Here is an 18,031-nt window from a genome sequence, read left to right as displayed (position 1 = left end):
AAATGAAAGAGGGAATGATTCAGTCTGATGTAACGGCTGTAATTCAACCAAGAGTGTTATTTAAGCCAGGATCTTGGCTTGCTAAGATTGATTTCATTAACCATCTAGTTCTTTTTAATAATGTGCTTATTACGGTTTTATCCGAAAAGGAAGGGGGTAAAACTTCCTTTGGTACTTTGTTGCAAGGCAATTTAGATCAACAGATCAAATCAATTTCTATGACAGTGAAGCCTCCTTGTCATCGCGAAAGCATTATTCAACAAATTGCCACCCAGCTGCATCTTAATTGCGATGAACATACCGATATTAGTTCGTTGGTAGCTCAAATAAATGAGCGTAAAGCACATGTGTTGTTACTGATTGATGATGCGCAACATTTGCCAGAATCATTTATTAAAGAAGCAATGTTAGCTATAAAGAGCCAAGAGAATTTTAGTTTTTTCCATCTTTGTCTTATATCGGACTATTCAATTGTTGCAACGCTTAATAATTTAGTCGCTTCATTTTTTGAGAATTTGGTACACACTATTGAATTGGGCTCATTGAATGAAAGTGAAACTAGAACCTATGTATTACAACGTGCTATGGCTGCCCATTTGATCAGTAAACCTTTAACTGATGCGCAGTTTAAGCAGTTCTATCAATTAACCAAAGGAAATGTAGCCAAGATTAACGGCAATCTAGAAACATTTGTATTTAAATGTACTACCCAAAAGAAAAAGGAACCTTTAAAATTGGTGAAAACAACAAGTATTGCTGCTAGTGTGGCTTTTGTTGCCGGTCTCGTCGGTTTTTATTTTGCTCAGAATTATGATCTTTCAACATTTTATCATTCAATTACTGAGTCTCACCGTGATAAAAATATAGAGGATATAGCATTAAAGCAACAGAAACAACCTGAAGTGCTTGAGAGCCAAATTGCTTCTTGGCAGGATTCTTCAATGCGACAATTAGTATACTCTTCCTTACCCAAAAAACAGATTTTGGATGAACTTAACGAGGAGATACTTAGTGAGCCCCCAGTAGCTATTATTGATAAGGTCGTGGTGATTCCTAAACTACAAATGCAAAATCTTGCAGAACAAGCACCCAGAATTCCTGAATCTGAGTTTCAACGTGAAAATCCAGAGTCAGATCTCAAACGTGAGTCAAAACTAGTTGAAGTTCCAACCCCACCAGAGAAGAAAGATAAAAAAGATCAATCTTCCAGTAATAATACAACTATGAATTTGTATACCATTCAAGTGGCTGCAAGTCATAATAAAACAGATATAGAACGTTTTCAGAAAAATAATAAGCTACTTGCAGGAAATGCTAAAATAAGACATTTTACTAATGCTAAAGGTGTTTGGTTTGTGCTGACGGTGGGAGAGTATGAAACTAGGGCCGAAGCACAACGCAGCATAAGTAAGTTACCATCAACTATAACTAAACTAAACCCTTGGGTTAGACCCGTATCAAGTTTGGGTTAAGCTGCTCAGGCTTAGAACAACTAATAATATAGAATTGTAGCCTGGGTGAAGCGTAGCCTAACCCGGGCACTTTAAGAAAATTTCTGAGCTACACCTTACTAAAAAACCTTATTCTCGACTGTTTAAAGATTGGGTTATTTGCTCAATTCGTTCTTCTGCAGCTTCATAGATCTGTTTAAAGAGATCAAAAAAATCAGCAAAGGACAGTTTCTCCAAAGAGTGGGCGGTTACACCCTGAGGTGTACTTACCCCGGCACGCAATTGAGAAAAAGAACGCCCTGATTTTTTTGCTAACTCTGCAGCACCAACCACTGATTCCAAAGCAATTTTTTCTGAGATTTCTTCTGGAATCCCGCGACTTATTGCCGCTTTTTGTAGCGCTTCGAGAAATAGAAAAACATAGGCTGGTGCACAACCAATCGGGGCTGTAAGTGTGTCGAGCAGGGATTCTTGCTCAACCCAAAAACTGTATCCTACTTCATTAAAAAGAGCTTCAATTAATTGCTTTTGTTCCAATGTAGCGAACGAGTTAGCAAATAGGGCAGATGTTCCTTTGCAAAACTCGGTTGGAGTATTGGTCATTACCCGAATAACTCCAAGGTTTTTCTTGTTGAGCCAACAAGTGATATGATCAATCTCTATTACACCTGCCAAGGAAATAATAACAGGGTCTCTTGATTGCATGATAGGGGCAATCTCCTGACATACATCCTGCATAAACTGGGGTTTTACAGCGAGAATTAGAATCTCTGCATTTTGAACTGCTTGAATGTTGTTTTCTGCTGACAGTACCCCTAGTTCCTTAACTAAACGCGCTAATTTACTGGGATCACGATTACTCAATGTTATTAAGCTTGCAGGGTGTCCACTTTTGATCAGACCACGTGCTAAAGCACTTCCTAAATGACCTGCGCCTATGATAGAAATAGTTTTGTTTTTAAACATATTGTCTTATATTTTGAATTTTTTACAAAATAGCAAGATGAATGGGGTATGTCAAGAATGGTTGAGAGCAGATCAAAATAACTATATTACATCTTAGACATTGGCTATCTTATCTAACAAAGTTAAAAAGGTATCTCCGTAATTGAAATACCTCTTCTCAAACTTTATTAATCAGGTCAGTGATACCAATTAATTTTCCAGTACCAACACCAGTGATTGGCGCTAACTAATCCAATTATTCTGTCGCACTATTTCTTTTGAGCTTTCGACCCCGGGTTGATCAAAGGAATTTATATTCCAAATTACACCTTGGACAAAAATTTTATGTTCATATAAAGAAATGAGTGAGCCAAGGGTTCGGGGAGAACAATCATTCAAGCAAAGAAGATTTAACGGGATTTCCCCAGCAATATAACTGTGCGGATTCTCGCTATGATTACCACCCTTCGTTAATACTTCTTTGTGGGCATGGCATATTTTATTAATTACACTACCATCAAACGTACGGAGATAAATTAAATCAGCTGCTATTTTGTTAGTCCCTTGACACAATAATTGATAATAACTATGTTGCGCATGATTGCCCAAACCACCCCAGATAATCGGGCCTGTCGCGTAATCAATTCTACGACCTTGTCTGTTTACTGATTTACCATTACTTTCCATATCAAGTTGTTGAAGATAGGGAACAAAATATTGTAAATCTTGTGAATAAGTCATGACGAGCAAGTTATTAATATTTAAAAAATTAATGTTCCACAATCCTATTAATCCCAAAAGAATCGGTAGGTTTTGCGTAAAATGTGCGGTACAGAAATGGTTGTCCATGTTGTTGGCTCCAACAAGGATTTCTGAGAAATGTTCGAAACCAATGGCAATACAGGAAATTAAATTAATTGCGGAGCAGAAAGAATAACGTCCCCCCACCCAATCCCATATTGGAAGAATAGTTTCAAAACCCATCTCCTCAGCTTTTTTAACATTTGCGGTGATTGCAATAAAATGCCGATTAAAATACTGTTTCTGATTGATCCAGGAGAAAGCTTTTTGAAAATGAGATAAGGTTTCAGGTGTAGTAAATGACTTCGAGGAAATAATAAATAGAGTGGTTTCCGGGTTTAATTTTGTAGTAACTCGTGCAAATGCATTGGGATCTACATCAGAAATGAAATGGAACCCTAATTGGTCAGTTACTAAATCGCTTAATGCATTGATACAAAAAAAAGGGCCAAGCATTGAACCGCCAATTCCTATGTTAACCACATCAGTAATAGGCTTCCCCGAGTAACCCAGCCATTCACCATTTCTGACTTTTGTGGAGATGAGTTTCATTGTGTTTCGAACATTGACTACATCTGGAATAATATTTCGCTCATTAACCAATAAGACCTTATTATCTGGGGCACGAAGTGCTGTATGTAAGACTGGTCTATTTTCTGTATTATTAATGGGCTTTCCATTAATCATGTCATTAATCTGTTCATGCAGATTACACTCATGGGCTAATTCAATAAGTGCATCCATAATTTGGGGATTAACGTGTTGTCCACTATAGTCTAGGGTGATGTTATCACTGGATATAGAGTAAATTTTTGTGTCTGGATTTTGATTAATATATGTTTTTGCTAATTTTTCGAGTTTTTTCCAGGAATTCATTTTTGTAAGTTGTTCCATATACATTCTCAGTCATAATTTAAGCTACAAGCCACTTGGAAAAATTTTTCCCCTCAGTAGGATGCTGTTTTCCTAAGTCTACATTCGCTTTAAGAAAACCGAGCACACTCCCACAATCATATCTTTTACCTTCATAAGGTAATGCTAAAACTGTTTCCTTTTTTACTAACTCATTAATTGCATCAGTTAATTGAATCTCTTTATGTTCTACACGCGGCAACATTTTAATGTGTTCAAAAATACTTGGGGTAAGCACATAACGACCTACAATTGCAATATTTGATGCAGCAAGGTGTGGTTTAGGTTTTTCCTCAAGATGATGTATGCTTAAGAGGTCTTTATCCCAGGGCGCCCCTTGAATAATACCATAACACTCTGTTAATTCCTGAGGAACATTTTCTACTGCAATAATACTATGACCATATTGCGCATACATTTCGGCCAATTGTTGAATAACAGGCGTTGTATTAGTCATTAAGTCATCCGCAAGAATTACAGCAAAGGCTTCATTACAAACGATTTGTTCCACGCATGAAACGGCATGGCCTAAACCCAGGGGTTTTGCCTGACGTACATAAAAACACTCCATATCCTCAGGAGTTACCGATTTAACTATAGATAAAAGTTCATTTTTGTTATGAAGTTCCAGTTCTTTTTCAAGTTGATAAGCATGGTCAAAATGATCTTCAATGGCGCGTTTATTGTGACACGTTACAAAGATCATTTGACGTATTCCGGCCGCATAAGCTTCTTCAACTGCGTACTGAATCAAAGGTTTATTTACAACAGTTAACATTTCTTTGGGTGCTGCTTTAGTTGCGGGTAAAAATCGTGTCCCTAAACCCGCCACTGGAAATACCGCTTTTCGTATTCGTGGAAATGTTGCATTCATTTGCTAGTCTATCCATTTAGTAACAATTAATATAAATGTGCAGTTTTTTTTAAGTATGCACTTAAATTTTTTTGATTTATATAGTTTTTTATCAAATTTTGGTAAAAGGTAAAGTAAATTTTTCGTAAGGGTGGTGAATGTATTCTTTAGACTGGGCATATGTTAATGGGCTACCAAAGTCCACTTCATGTTTTAAATGCACTCCAGAAGATTTTCAGGTGAATGAGTTTTTTGATAGTCCTTTTTCTGGAGAAGGAGAACATATTGTTCTGAAAATAGAAAAAAAGGGCTTAACCACTAATGAATTAGTTAAGTCTTTAGCAAAATTAGTGCATAAACCCGAAAAATCCATTGGTTATGCAGGTTTAAAAGATAGACAAGCCCTTACTACTCAATGGTTGAGCATTCATGCTCCAGGGGAGCAGATACCAGAGATAGCAAAACTTGCAGCACCTGGATGGCGCATTTTAGAACATACGCGCCATCATAAAAAATTGAAACCAGGATTTTTAACTGGCAATCACTTTATTGTCCATTTGCGTGAAATCTCTCATCAAGAGGATTTGCTCAATCGCATTGAGCGCATTAAAAAGGATGGTGTCCCTAACTATTTTGGAGAGCAGCGCTTTGGTCGCAATGCCGGTAATTTGCTGAAAGCAGAGGAAATGTTCGTTCGAGGGAGGAAAGTAAAAGATCGATTCCTACGGGGCATGTATCTTTCCGCCGCACGCTCATGGATCTTCAATTTGATTTTATCACATCGTGTTAGGGAGCAAAGCTGGAATATTCCACTACCTGGTGATGTGATGAAACTGCAAGGATCAAACAGTATTTTTATTATTAATCACGTCGATAACGAATTACTTCAAAGGATTCGAGACAAAGATATCTCTCCAGCGAGCCCGTTACCAGGTAAAAGTAAATTCAAACTCCAAGATAAAGCGTTATCATTGATTAATAAAATCTATCTTGATTGGCAACCTTGGTTAACAAGTTTGGAACTTTATGGTTTAGAAGAAGATTGGCGCGCTAATATTTTGCATGTCGAGGAGTTGAGCTGCGTAATTAAAGGTAATGATGCTGAGTTATCTTTTAGTTTGCCGGCTGGAGGTTATGCCACAGCAATATTACGTGAATTGACCTTTTATCAAAATGGATAATTCCTAGGTTAAAAATAGCTTTTTTGCATATGTGACGCTTTTCACATTATTTGATGCAGGACGAACTATACTTTCATTAATAGAATGAGAGATTAGGATATTATTTAATGGGAAAAGTAGAGCTTCTCAAAGCGGCGCTAAAACAGGGAAATTTTGCTCAGTTTCAATGGCATATGTCAGGTGTTTATGAAGATAACTTTCAAATGACTGATGAAAACGGTAATACCCTTATGCATCTAGCAGCAATATACGATCAGCCTGAAATTTTGAAAGTATTAATGAGAAAAGCTGAGGATTTCCATAGTTCAATACTTGAAATTCCCAATGACGATGGATTTACCCCTCTGGAATGTTGTCACTTGTATTCATCATCAAAGACGATGCCATTTTTAAAATCTGCCCCCCAGTTAAGTCCTTCTGCACAGATAGTTCTCTCGCAACAATACGATAAAATGAAAGGCTTACCTCCCACTGGCTTGCAAAGAAAGGGGCTCGAGAAAATTGCCCTGGTTGCGAGTGCCTTAGGTGATGTAACGGCATTAGAGATCCTTTTAAATAGGGCACGGAATAAAGAATTGTTACTTCGTCATCAAACTAAAAATGGATGGTCTGGAGCGCATTTCGCTGCATTAAATGATCGATTGGATGTAATTAAATTATTTCCTGAAGAATTCGCCGCAAAAGTAGAAGATAAACAGGGAAATACTCCATTAATGGTTGCTGCGGGAAGAGGAAGTTTAAAAATTATTGGATACTTGCTTGAAAAAGGCGCAGACCTAAATAAAAAAAATAGTCATGGGGAAAATGCAGTCATTTTGGCTGCTGAAAATGGGCATTTAGATACCCTGCAATTTTTACATGAAAAAGGTGCTGATCTGACCATGGTGAATAAAAATGGTGAAAATGCTTTGCTGGTAGCTGCAAGAAATGGGCATTTAGCGTGTGTCACCTATTTATTAGGGAGTGGTCTATCAGCTGAGTTGAAAAACAACCAAGGAAAAACAGCTTTTCAACTTGCGTTAGAGGCATCTCAACTTGAGATTGCTAATTCTCTAGTGACTCTAAGTACGGCAAATGAAAGAAATCAAGCTTTAATTGATGCTGTAAAAAGAGGTGATCTAGTCGCTGTACAATGGTTAGTAGAACAAGGGGCTTCTTTATCGGCTATGGATGAATTTCAAATGACCCCTCTGCTCATTGCGGCACATTTTGGTAAAACAAAAATAGTCGATTATTTTCTCAGTTTAGATCCATCCCCTATCCAGGATAAGGATGTTGAAAATGACAATGTATTGTTTGTTGCCATAAAAAGTGGCCAAACTCAGCTTGTTGATCATTTAATTTCTAGTGGTCATTTTTCAATCCACGATAGAAACTCTAAAGGAAAAACTCCATTACTAGTAGCTGCAGAGATTAATTCAGCGGAGCTTGTAAAGCTTTTGCACGATAAAGGTAGTTCATTGGAGGAGCGAGATGGAGAAGGCAATACAGCGTTTCATTTGCTGCTCGCCAAAGGAAATTATGGGGATGCTGCAGGTTATATTCATACTCATAATCCTGATTTACTCCTGAAAAAAAATAATAAAGGTGAACCAGCGATACATAAAGCAATTATGAATAAGCACAGTGATGCATTAAGGAACGTACTCAGTTTAGTCTATGGAGAACCTGAGAAAAGAGCTCAGTTGATTGAGCTAAGAGATGCTCAAGGCAATACTGCATTATTGTCAGCCGTCGAATCTCATAATATCGATGCTATATCATTGTTGCTAGAAGCGGAAGCGGATGTCTTAGCTAAAAATGATAAAGATCAATCGGTTATTACGATTACCCCGTTAAATACTTTTCCTCTGGAAATGATTAAAAAGTTTTTTGATAAGTATAAGATTGATTATAGTGAATACTATGCCAGACGGAGACTTTACTTTATTTTTGGCGGAGAAAAGTTGAATGAGGTTCTTAAATTTCCTAATGCAGATGTTAAATATGGTTCGGGATTATTCGATGAAGGGGTTAAGATTCTAAATGGCTATTTAAGTGATTTTATTCGCGAAAAACACCCAGAATATGCTTCCCAATTCGAACCCTTATTAATGGCCTTGAATACACTTCAATCGGATACAACAGTTGAAGATATATTAAGACGTTTAGACAGGGAAGGCATCGCCTTTCAGGCCACAGGTTTTACCGGCCACGCCGTTCTTGCTACTTTAAAAAAATTATCCGAAGAACATACGAAACTCTCACTTGCTGAACGAGGTGCCCGGGTAGGTGGCGCTCCATTTTTAAATGATGAAAATAAAAAATTTGCAGCAATTCGATCGCTTGTTGTTCCTAAAGAAAAACGCCAACACGTGATTGAACTATTGCATCAAGCAAGAAATGCCTCCCAGGAAGAGGGCGTGGATATTTTGTTTAGTCAAATACCGAAGGTGGTGGGGGAAGACTATAAATTTTCTTCGATATATCAGAAAAAATTTACGGATATTTGTTTTTACAGTAATCCCAAAACAGGTTTATTTGACCAATTTATTGAAATTCTTGGCGATGAGAAGGGAAGGGGCTTTTACAAGGAGTTTGAGCTCTATATGCGAGAACAGGAGTTAGAACACTATAAAGAACTTTGTAAACGAATACACCCAGGGGAACTCCTACACGATAATCCAATCGTTGTTAAAGCGGAAGACCTCATCGAAAAAAGGCATGAAGTATTAAGTTCTTCACCCAAGCCAGACTAATACAGTTCATATTCTGAGGCATTATTAATTCCTTGTTTTCAAGACTAAGTTAGAGGATTTGGTGAGCTATTTTTTGTATTTTATTTGAGATTGGTGAAAAAATTGCTGGAACCTCTTCATGCTGAGCAACGAATATTATCGTCTTTCATCATTGAATCTTATCAGTTAGAATGGATTATTTAATGGCTCTGTATATATATATCGTGCTTTAAAATGAATAACCAAATCAATTTCTATTAGAGAATAGTTGGATTAACTAAAATAAGGATATTTTCTATGAGTTGATAGTTTTTAATAAATTTTTAACAAACCGACTTCAACTTTAAGAAATGAAATATAGATGAAACTCATTGGTTATTTAAAAACACCATTTTTAGGCTTATTAACTTGTGCTACTTTATTACTCACACATAATGCTATTGCATTCAACACGCCTTCTTCTACTAATGATAACTTAACATCTGAGAATAATTCTTTAAATATTAAAAACCTGCTGTTAGAAAAAGCTCTTTTTGAAGAAATAAATAATAAATATGGTTTAATGAAACAAACCCTTGAGCGTTTAGAACTAATAGCACCCAACGATCCTGATGTTATCTCAGCCCAGATTAGGCTAGCAGTACAACAGGGGAATCCAACCCAGGCACAAATACTTTTAAAAAAATTAAAGGGGCTTGTTCCTGATACACTTCTTTACAGAAATGCTCTAACAATTATTACTCTGACTCAACCTGCCGAAAATCAAAAATTACAAAAAGCCCGTCTATTAGTTGTATCGAAGCAATACGTTCAAGCGAAACAAAAATATGATGAACTATTTCACAATAATATTCCCACACCCCAATTAACTGCTGAATATTGGATGGCAGTATCACAAATTCCAGAATATGAAGATACTGCATGGAGGCAATTAAACACTTTATACTTATATTTACAGACCCATCATATTATTTCACCTGGTGTTCAAACAGCTCATTGGATCACTCTGATGAAAAATCGATTATCCCAATTATTCGTTTCCCAGGGAGATAAATTGTTAAAATCGGGTAAATTTGATGAGGCTGAAAATAAATTTCTTCAAGCTCAGCACCTTGATAATCAAAACAAAAAAGCATGGTCTGGGTTGGGAGATGTAGCTACTGAAAAAAATAATTTTAAAGAAGCAGAAGCGAATTATAAACGCGCTTTATCAATCGATCCCACGTTTCTAGATGCTATTTCGGGTATGGCAAGTATGTATAAACGCCAATCACCCCAAAAAGCGATCACTTACTTGAAAAGTAAGCCCCCGGAAGTGCAAGGAAAACTTCAATATATCGAAAATGATTTAGAAGGCTCAATAGTTCAGAAAGAAGCAGAGCAATATGCTGAACGTAACCAATGGTCAGAGGCTGTAAAAAAATATCAACAAGCTAAAAAACTTTCTCCTGATGATGTATGGTTAAACTTTCATCTGGGTATCGCTTTATATAAGTCAGGTAGAATAAAAGAAGCCGATGCCCTTTTTAGCCAACTTCAGGCAAAACAGCCTACAAATCCAGATCAAATTTTTGCTTATGCGCTTTATCTAAGTAATATAAGAAAAGAAGACATTCTCGCTTTGAAAAAAATGAATACACTTCCAAAAGAAAAATGGACTTCAGGAATGCTGAAATTTGTACATGGATTGCAAAGTTCAGTGACGCAGAAAGAAGGGGAATACTATGCAGAACATAATCAATTATTAAAAGCGGTAGAAAAATATCGTCAGGCGCAAAAGTTAGATCCAGACAATGTATGGCTAAATTTTCATTTAGGACAAATTTTATATAAATTATCAAAAGAAAAAGAAGCAAATACTTTATTTAAAGAATTAGAAGCCAGACAGCCTTCTAATCCAGAGCAAATCTATGCCTACGCACTTTACTTAAGTATGAAAAATCAAGATGCGCTCGCTTTAAAAAAGATGAACACCCTGCCCAAAAAGAAATGGAATGCAGACATGCGTCAATTTGTACTACGTTTACAAATCGATATAATCTTGTCTTATGCACAAAAGTTGCGCGATAGAGGAGATAAGGCTGGCGCAACAGCTTATCTAAAAAAAGTGGCAAACAATGATATAGTGTTGTCTAAATTGGCTGATTGGGCTAAAGAGGATGGGCAATATAATGAAGCCCTCGTCTATTATAGAAAAATAAAAAGTAGACACCCTAATGATATAAATGCTCTTTTAGGTGAAATCGAGGTATTAATTGCAGTGGGGCAAGTAAATACAGCACGTTCTCTTTTAGAAAATCAATATTTAAAGCGTCAAACAGACTTAAACACCAGTAGAAGAATTGCAAATAGTTGGGCCAATATTGGTGAACTTAAAAAGGCCTACTCACAATTTCAACAATTAAAAAAACGGGTAGTCAAGAACAAGCCAAATCAAGAAAATGCTTTAATATTTCAAGATGCTGGGAGGTTGGAAGTTAAAGTCAATGCTTTAAAAGAAGCACAAAACGATTATCGGGAAGCTATGGTTCAAAGTCAGATTACCTCAACATTCCCTGAAGATAATATTACCTATACTTATTTAACTCGTACCAACCCTCAAGATAATTGGATTAAAAGCAGTATTCGAAGTGAAGCTGCTGCACTGTATCATGTATTAGAGGACACTCTTACAGTCGATTACGATTATTGGAGTTTAGTTGGAGCTCCAGGTACTGTACAAATAAATGCTCAAGATGAAGTAGTTCATGCGGCTACATCTTTTTTCGGCGGACAGCTTTTTGTAAGAAATGATTTTGTTACTTTTGACGCAGGATCATTCCGCACTACTAATGGGGTATTTTTTGATAGTTTTGGGACCTGTAACACAGGCTGTGTAAGTGGTATATCCCAAAAAGCTCAGGGAGACAGTGTTGCCGCGGGCTGGAAAAATGAGCATTGGACAATGGATGTTGGGGAAACACCGATTGGCTTTTATGTAGTAAATCCTGTTGGCAGCCTAAGTTATCGAGATATCTTTCATAATATAGGTTGGCAATTGACTATGGCTCGGCGTCCGGTCACTAGTTCACTCTTATCTTTTGCAGGAGCCAAAGATCCTAATACTGGGATAATTTGGGGCGGTGTTGTTTCCAATAATGTCAATTTATCCTTAGGTTATGATCGAGGAAAGTCGTATGGACTTTGGTCTTATGTCAATGCAGGCATCTTAACTGGTAAAAATGTACCATCCAATCAACGATTACTCGTATTGGAGGGATATTATTACAGGTTTATTAATAGAGTGAATCGAGTTGCTACTATTGGTCTTATGAATATGAACTGGTTTTCTCAGAAAAATCTTAATTTCTTTTCATTGGGTCAAGGAGGATATTACAGCCCCAAGAGCTTTATAGGATTATTTATTCCCCTTGCATATCGTCAACGAACACAAAATTGGTCGTTTGAAATAGGCGGCTCCGGTTCTTGGTCGGCTGCTACAGTAGCCTCAAGTCCATACTATCCTATCCCTGAACTTGTCCCAAATTTAGGCACTCAAACTGATTATGTCGGCAACAGTATTTCCAGTTTTGGATACTCCATAAATACTTTAATTGAATATCGGCTAAGTAATCATTTTATTTTGGGTGCAAATTTGGATTATCAACAATCTACAGATTATGCGCCAAGCCATGCATCAATTTATCTACGATATTCATTTGAGGGTTGGCAAGGGGATATGAATATGCCAATTAATCCAATGTTACGTTATGCAGAATTTAGATAATAAGAAGCTTAATTAGATATTCTTTTCAAGGGAAGTGTACTAATGGAAAAAGGGTCATATTCAGAGCAGATTTTATGAACATAACTAATTCAGGTTTCAAGAAAAAGCGAAATCATATCATCATTTGCCTTTCGCTTTTGATAACAACTTATTACATAGTTTGGCGGGCGACCACCTTTAATCCTGATGCTTTGGTATTTTCGGTATTGCTTTATGCCGCCGAGGTATACGGTTGGCTTGCTGCGCTTCTCTTTTATTTTAGTATTTGGAATCCAACTAATAGACAATCCATTCCACCTAAACCCGGCCTCAAAGTAGATGTCTTTATCCCCACATTAAATGAGTCTACAGAAATATTAAGAAAAACTATCCTGGGATGTATCAACATAGCCTATCCTCATAAAACATATTTATTGGATGATGGGAATCGAGCAGAAGTTAAAGCATTGGCCGATGAAATGGGGTGTAACTATATCGCCAGGCCTCATCATACTCATGCTAAAGCGGGTAATCTTAACTATGCACTTACTCAGACTGAAGGAGATTTTATTGCCATATTTGATGCTGATCATGTACCACAAATGAATTTTTTAGATAAATTACTTGGATATTTTAATGATGATCAGGTTGCTTTTGTTCAATCTCCCCAAGATTTTTACAATATCGATTCATTTTCTCATAGGATTATGAAGAATGATAAATTGTGGTCAGAACAAGCCTTATTTCATCATGTAATTCAGCCTGGAAAAGACCATTGGAATGCCGCTTTTTTTTGTGGAACTTGCGGTATTATGAGAAGAGCTGCCCTAATGGAGATAGGGGGGTTCGCGACTGAAACAGTTACCGAAGATTTACATACTTCCATGAAATTGCATTCAAGAAAATGGAAATCTGTATACCATAATGAAAGCCTAGCCTACGGCATAGCCCCATCTACGTTAGGACCGTACTTAAAACAATGGACGCGATGGGGACAGGGGGCTATGCAAATCTATCGTTTAGAAAACCCTCTGTTTAATAACCAATTGACCATAAGCCAAAGAATCGCCTATTTGCCCAGCATGCTCACCTACATGACTGGCTTGCAAAAATTAATTTTTTATTTCGCGCCTATCGTCGTTTTATTTACGGGCATAGCACCCATAAAAGCCATAAATGTTGAATTCCTCATGAGATTTATTCCCTATCTCGTTTTTTCACTTCTTGCGTTTAAAGTTTCATGTCCTCGCTATAGCCTATTATTACAAGAACAATATGATGTACTTAAGTATTTGGTTTTTCTCAAGTCATTGCGGGGTATTGTACGAAGAAATATTCCCTTTGTAACTACCCAAAAATCAAGCAATCAGGCAGCTAAAAGTAGTATGCTTCTAGCACAATTAATTATTCCAATTTTTAGTGTAATAAGTATTATCTATGCCGTTTTAAATTTAGAGGGTGTTTTTGCTAGAAGCCCATTAATTCTATATACTGCTATATTTTGGACCTGTTACAATAGTTTTCTTTCCTTAACAGCTACTAAATTTGCCCTATCAAAAAGTGAGAAAAGAGAAAATTTCAGATTTCCTACCATAACTCCTGCGTTAGTATCTAATAAACCTTCTAGAAGAGACATAGCCATTTTAACTGACCTACATGAAATGGGAGCATCTATGTTTTATTTTGCAGAACTGGATAAAGACCAAATCCTAAAGTTAAGAGTTTTCTTAGGTAAGGAATATGTTGATATAAAAATACAGATTATGAATAAAGAACACTACGATTTAACTGAGACAAAAATATATAGTTATGGAGTGAAATTTATATCTGAAACGAATGCAGACAAGAACAAGATCATCGCTTATAATTTTCTCTACAATATACAGGCGATGTTTGAAAACCCACGCTTATCTAAAAAATACGATAATCTCAATTACTTATTTAGTAAGCCTTTAAACTTAATTTCATTTAATCTATTTGGTTTTTACAGTTTTCATGAAAACGATATGAGGCCTTTTTATATTGTTAAAATCGAAGACAATAATAAAATGCAATTATTTATTTATCAGCCCTATGAACATTCCAAAGCGATATTTCAATTTTTTACTAATCACGGCATAATATTATATACTGGCAAAATTATCAGTAAAGAACCTAAGTTGTTGAATAATCACAATGGATTTTTAATTTCGGTTGTTTTAGAGACTTAGACGTTAAACAGATCAATCCATTCTTAAGAGCGGTTAAAAAGGAAGTTAATATGTTTCGGAGAATGATGTTATTAGTGTTATTAGGTAGCGCCTTCCTAGTAGAAGCTAGTCCTCTTTTGCCTGCACAATCTAATCCAATAAAACCTTCTTTTGCTACGCCTTCCTCCGAAATACGAAAGATTTTTTTAAAAAATGCAGCAACCCCAAAAAATACTATTGCGCTCAAAGGAATGCAACCAATCCAATCCGTTTTTTTTACGTTACGAAAGGATAAAATCGTTACTGGGGCAGTATTAAAACTACACTTTACTCCTTCACCTTCATTAATTCCGATACAGTCTCAATTAAAAATTTATCTTAATGACGAATTAGCGGGTTTGATTACCATTACTGCCAATCATTTAGGAAAATCTAATTATGTAGAAATTCCATTAGATCCCCGTTATTTTGCTGATCATAACCAATTAAAATTTGAATTTATCGGCCATTATCAGGCGGTATGTGAGTATCTCGGAAGCACTACGTTATGGTTAGATCTCAGTCATTCCAGCTTTCTTGAACTCACACTAAAGACACTACAATTAGATAATGACTTGTCTCATTTCCCTATACCATTTTTTGATCCGCTTGATGAAGATCCTTTAAGATTACCCATTGTATTTGCCAACCAACCCAGTTTAGTGCAACAACGTGCTGCGGCTATTTTGACCTCATGGTTTGGTAGTTTATCGCTTTGGCGTGGGCAGTCTTTTTCTGTACTTTTAAATCAATTACCTCAGCAAAATGCCATTGTACTTGCAACAAATAATGAACATCCAGATTTTCTAAAGAGTCATGCTCCAGTGAATGCCCCAACTATAGAAATGATGAGCCATCCAGATAATCCAGCCATAAAGCTATTACTTATACTAGGTCGTGATGATAACGATTTAATAAAGGCAGTTAAAGGGATAGCCCAAGGTAATGTATTATTTCATGGTACGAGTGTGACTATTGATAAAGTAGAAACAGTAAATGCTCGGAAACCTTACGATGCACCAAATTGGGTGCGCACAGACAAACCAGTTACCTTCACCGAACTTCAACAATATAAAGGACAACTTCAAGCATCTGGATTTTCTTTGTCTCCAATTCTGATCAATTTTAATATCCCTCCAGATTTATATATACCCCCTAATTCAGGGATTCCATTAGAATTAAAATATCAATATACACCGGCACCTGCTGTGGGGAACTCCCATCTCACCATTAGCGTGAATGATATGTTTGTTAAAAGTTATCCCTTATCCAAAACAGGTAAGCAAGAGTCACAAAATGCGCAACTATCCAATCTATTTGGGCTAATACATACCGATACAAAATTTGACATCCCCTTATATGCGTTAAAAGTGAATAATCAAATGAGTTTCTTTTTTGACTATGCGGCCTCTATAGGGGGAGGAACAATGAGCGGGCATTGTGAGTCGCATAACATAGTTACTAATAATGCAATAATTAGAGAAACCTCAAATATAGATTTGTCACATTTTTATCATTATATTGAGATGCCTAATTTAAATGTTTTTATTAATGGGGGTTTTCCATTTAGCCGTTTAGCTGATTTGTCGGAATCCTGGATACTTATCGATAAAAATCCACAAGCTTCAGAAATAGCTACTTTACTCAATGCATTAGGACTTATTGGCTCAAGAACTGGTTATCCAGCTTTATATTTCAATCTAGTTGATGATGGGTCTCTTGTACAAAATAGAGACGTGGATATTCTGATTATTGGAAAAATTCCTAAAGAAGTTCTTCAGGAAAGCGAACTGAATTTGCTTATAGATAAGACAAAAAGCTTTATTAAGGAACCTTTTCGACCAAGTGATTCGCCCGATATTCCCTTAGAAGATTCGAATACTGCAGTGAATAGTATGACAGCCATCAGTGCAAATAACTCTATAGCTGGCATAGTTGGAGCTCAATCACCATACTTCAAGCAACGCAGTATTATTGCTTTATTAGCCGATAATTCGCATGGTTTTGATTTACTAAATTATGCTTTAACCAACAAGAAAAAACAGTCCCAAATATTTGGTTCCGTAGCGGTAATTCGCGATTCAGGGGTGAACAGTACACAGGTTGGAGCAATTTATACTGTGGGCAAGTTATCCTGGTGGTTAAGTATGAAACTATTTTTTAAAAATCATTTGGTTTTTTTAGCAATTCTTACCATATTAGCCGTGCTAACAGTTACCTTGCAGTTATGGGATGCGCTTCCGTTTTTTAGAAAGAAGAAGCGAGAATAGCTTCTGTGGTCTTAAATTATTTTTTTGGACTACTCCGGATGAATAAAGAAATAAAAATTATTTTGGGTATGTTCTTTTTAGGATGGGGTAGTACTTATTCAAAAGCAGTGGATATTATTGAGAATCAAAAGTCGCCGGTGTTATTGGATAAAAAAATATTGTGTCCAAATCAAGATCGAAAAGGAGATTGTGAGCCTGCTATGGCTCAGAGAGTTGTAAATTGCAAACAACCTTTATTTTTTTCGAATTTACCATGGTGCGCTCGAGATGGTTTTGGGACCCCAGGTCCAAATTTATGGTCGAGTAATAATGTATGGGTTGATTCAAAGGGCTGGTTGCATTTAAAGATTATACATAATAAGGGTAAATGGAGTTGTGCTGAATTATACACCACAACTTCTTTGGGTTTCGGAGAATATTGGTTTTATATTGTAGGACAAGTTGACCAATTAGATCCTAATGTAATTTTTGGATTATTCAATTATCCACCAAAAGATACTGAACCTACTGGAACTAATGAAATTGATATTGAATTTTCCAAATGGGGAATAAAAAGTACTGCTGCGTCCAATAGTTCTTATACGGTTTGGCCTTCCATAGCTGAACTCAATAAAACCACATTAAGCTATACATTGAAATTAAATGGAAATTATTCAACTCATGGCTTTATATGGAGCAAGAATAGGATTTATTATCAAAGTGGTAACGGTCACTATGAAGATTACCGTTACCCAATACAAAATTGGGTCTTCTCACCACCGGATCCAACAAAGTATATTCCTCAAAAACCTTTACCAGTACATATTAATTTATGGCTAAATAATGGGGAACCTCCCACAAATGGAAAAGAAGTCGAACTGATTGTGAAAGAGTTTTGTTATAAATCCATAGATGGACTAACGAATTGTAAAAATAATAATCAATAAAA

Annotated in this window: 10 protein-coding genes; 7 read left to right on the top strand and 3 right to left on the bottom strand. The window is 36.3% G+C overall.

Annotated features, from left to right (window positions below):
* Window positions 1-2 precede the first annotated feature (2 nt).
* Window positions 3-1,472: an SPOR domain-containing protein gene (locus ACWTE2_RS26680; protein WP_454785141.1), complete on the top strand. Its 1,470-nt coding sequence runs from the start codon at window positions 3-5 to the stop codon at window positions 1,470-1,472.
* A 108-nt stretch (window positions 1,473-1,580) separates the two neighbouring features.
* Here the strand turns inward: ACWTE2_RS26680 and proC are convergent, their stop codons facing one another.
* From proC to galU, 3 genes are all read right to left on the bottom strand, one after another.
* The gene (proC, locus tag ACWTE2_RS26675) at window positions 1,581-2,417 is read right to left on the bottom strand and encodes a pyrroline-5-carboxylate reductase (RefSeq protein WP_454785140.1); all 837 of its coding nucleotides are present in this window, start codon (window positions 2,415-2,417) and stop codon (window positions 1,581-1,583) included.
* Window positions 2,418-2,639: 222 nt separating this feature from the next.
* The gene (gene pgi, locus ACWTE2_RS26670) at window positions 2,640-4,091 is read right to left on the bottom strand and encodes a glucose-6-phosphate isomerase (RefSeq protein ID WP_454785139.1); all 1,452 of its coding nucleotides are present in this window, start codon (window positions 4,089-4,091) and stop codon (window positions 2,640-2,642) included.
* 19 nt (window positions 4,092-4,110) lie between these two features.
* Entirely contained in the window at window positions 4,111-4,983 is an 873-nt protein-coding gene (gene galU, locus ACWTE2_RS26665) for a UTP--glucose-1-phosphate uridylyltransferase GalU (RefSeq protein ID WP_182392987.1), read from the bottom strand.
* Between the two features lie 137 nt (window positions 4,984-5,120).
* On the opposite strand from galU, the gene truD reads away from it, so the two are divergent.
* The 6 genes from truD (at window position 5,121) to ACWTE2_RS26635 (ending at window position 18,029) form a co-directional block, all read left to right on the top strand.
* On the top strand, window positions 5,121-6,143 hold the full coding sequence (truD, locus tag ACWTE2_RS26660) for a tRNA pseudouridine(13) synthase TruD (RefSeq protein WP_454785138.1): 1,023 nt from the start codon (window positions 5,121-5,123) through the stop codon (window positions 6,141-6,143).
* Window positions 6,144-6,250: 107 nt separating this feature from the next.
* Window positions 6,251-8,881: an ankyrin repeat domain-containing protein gene (locus ACWTE2_RS26655; protein WP_454785137.1), complete on the top strand. Its 2,631-nt coding sequence runs from the start codon at window positions 6,251-6,253 to the stop codon at window positions 8,879-8,881.
* A 340-nt stretch (window positions 8,882-9,221) separates the two neighbouring features.
* Window positions 9,222-12,626, top strand: coding sequence for a cellulose synthase subunit BcsC-related outer membrane protein (locus tag ACWTE2_RS26650; protein WP_454785136.1), 3,405 nt, complete (start codon window positions 9,222-9,224; stop codon window positions 12,624-12,626).
* A gap of 74 nt (window positions 12,627-12,700) precedes the next feature.
* Complete coding sequence (locus ACWTE2_RS26645; RefSeq protein WP_454785135.1) at window positions 12,701-14,815, top strand: glycosyltransferase; 2,115 nt, start codon at window positions 12,701-12,703, stop codon at window positions 14,813-14,815.
* 50 nt (window positions 14,816-14,865) lie between these two features.
* Window positions 14,866-17,103 (top strand): cellulose biosynthesis cyclic di-GMP-binding regulatory protein BcsB, encoded by a 2,238-nt coding sequence (gene bcsB, locus ACWTE2_RS26640; protein WP_454785134.1) that lies wholly within the window; start codon window positions 14,866-14,868, stop codon window positions 17,101-17,103.
* A 38-nt stretch (window positions 17,104-17,141) separates the two neighbouring features.
* On the top strand, window positions 17,142-18,029 hold the full coding sequence (locus tag ACWTE2_RS26635; protein WP_454785133.1) for a glycoside hydrolase family 16 protein: 888 nt from the start codon (window positions 17,142-17,144) through the stop codon (window positions 18,027-18,029).
* The last annotated feature ends 2 nt before the right edge of the window (window positions 18,030-18,031 follow it).

The sequence above is a fragment of the Legionella nigrisilvae genome (assembly GCF_977063395.2).
The sequence above is the reverse complement of the archived record's forward strand: the minus strand, read 5'-3'. Positions and strand labels throughout refer to the sequence as shown.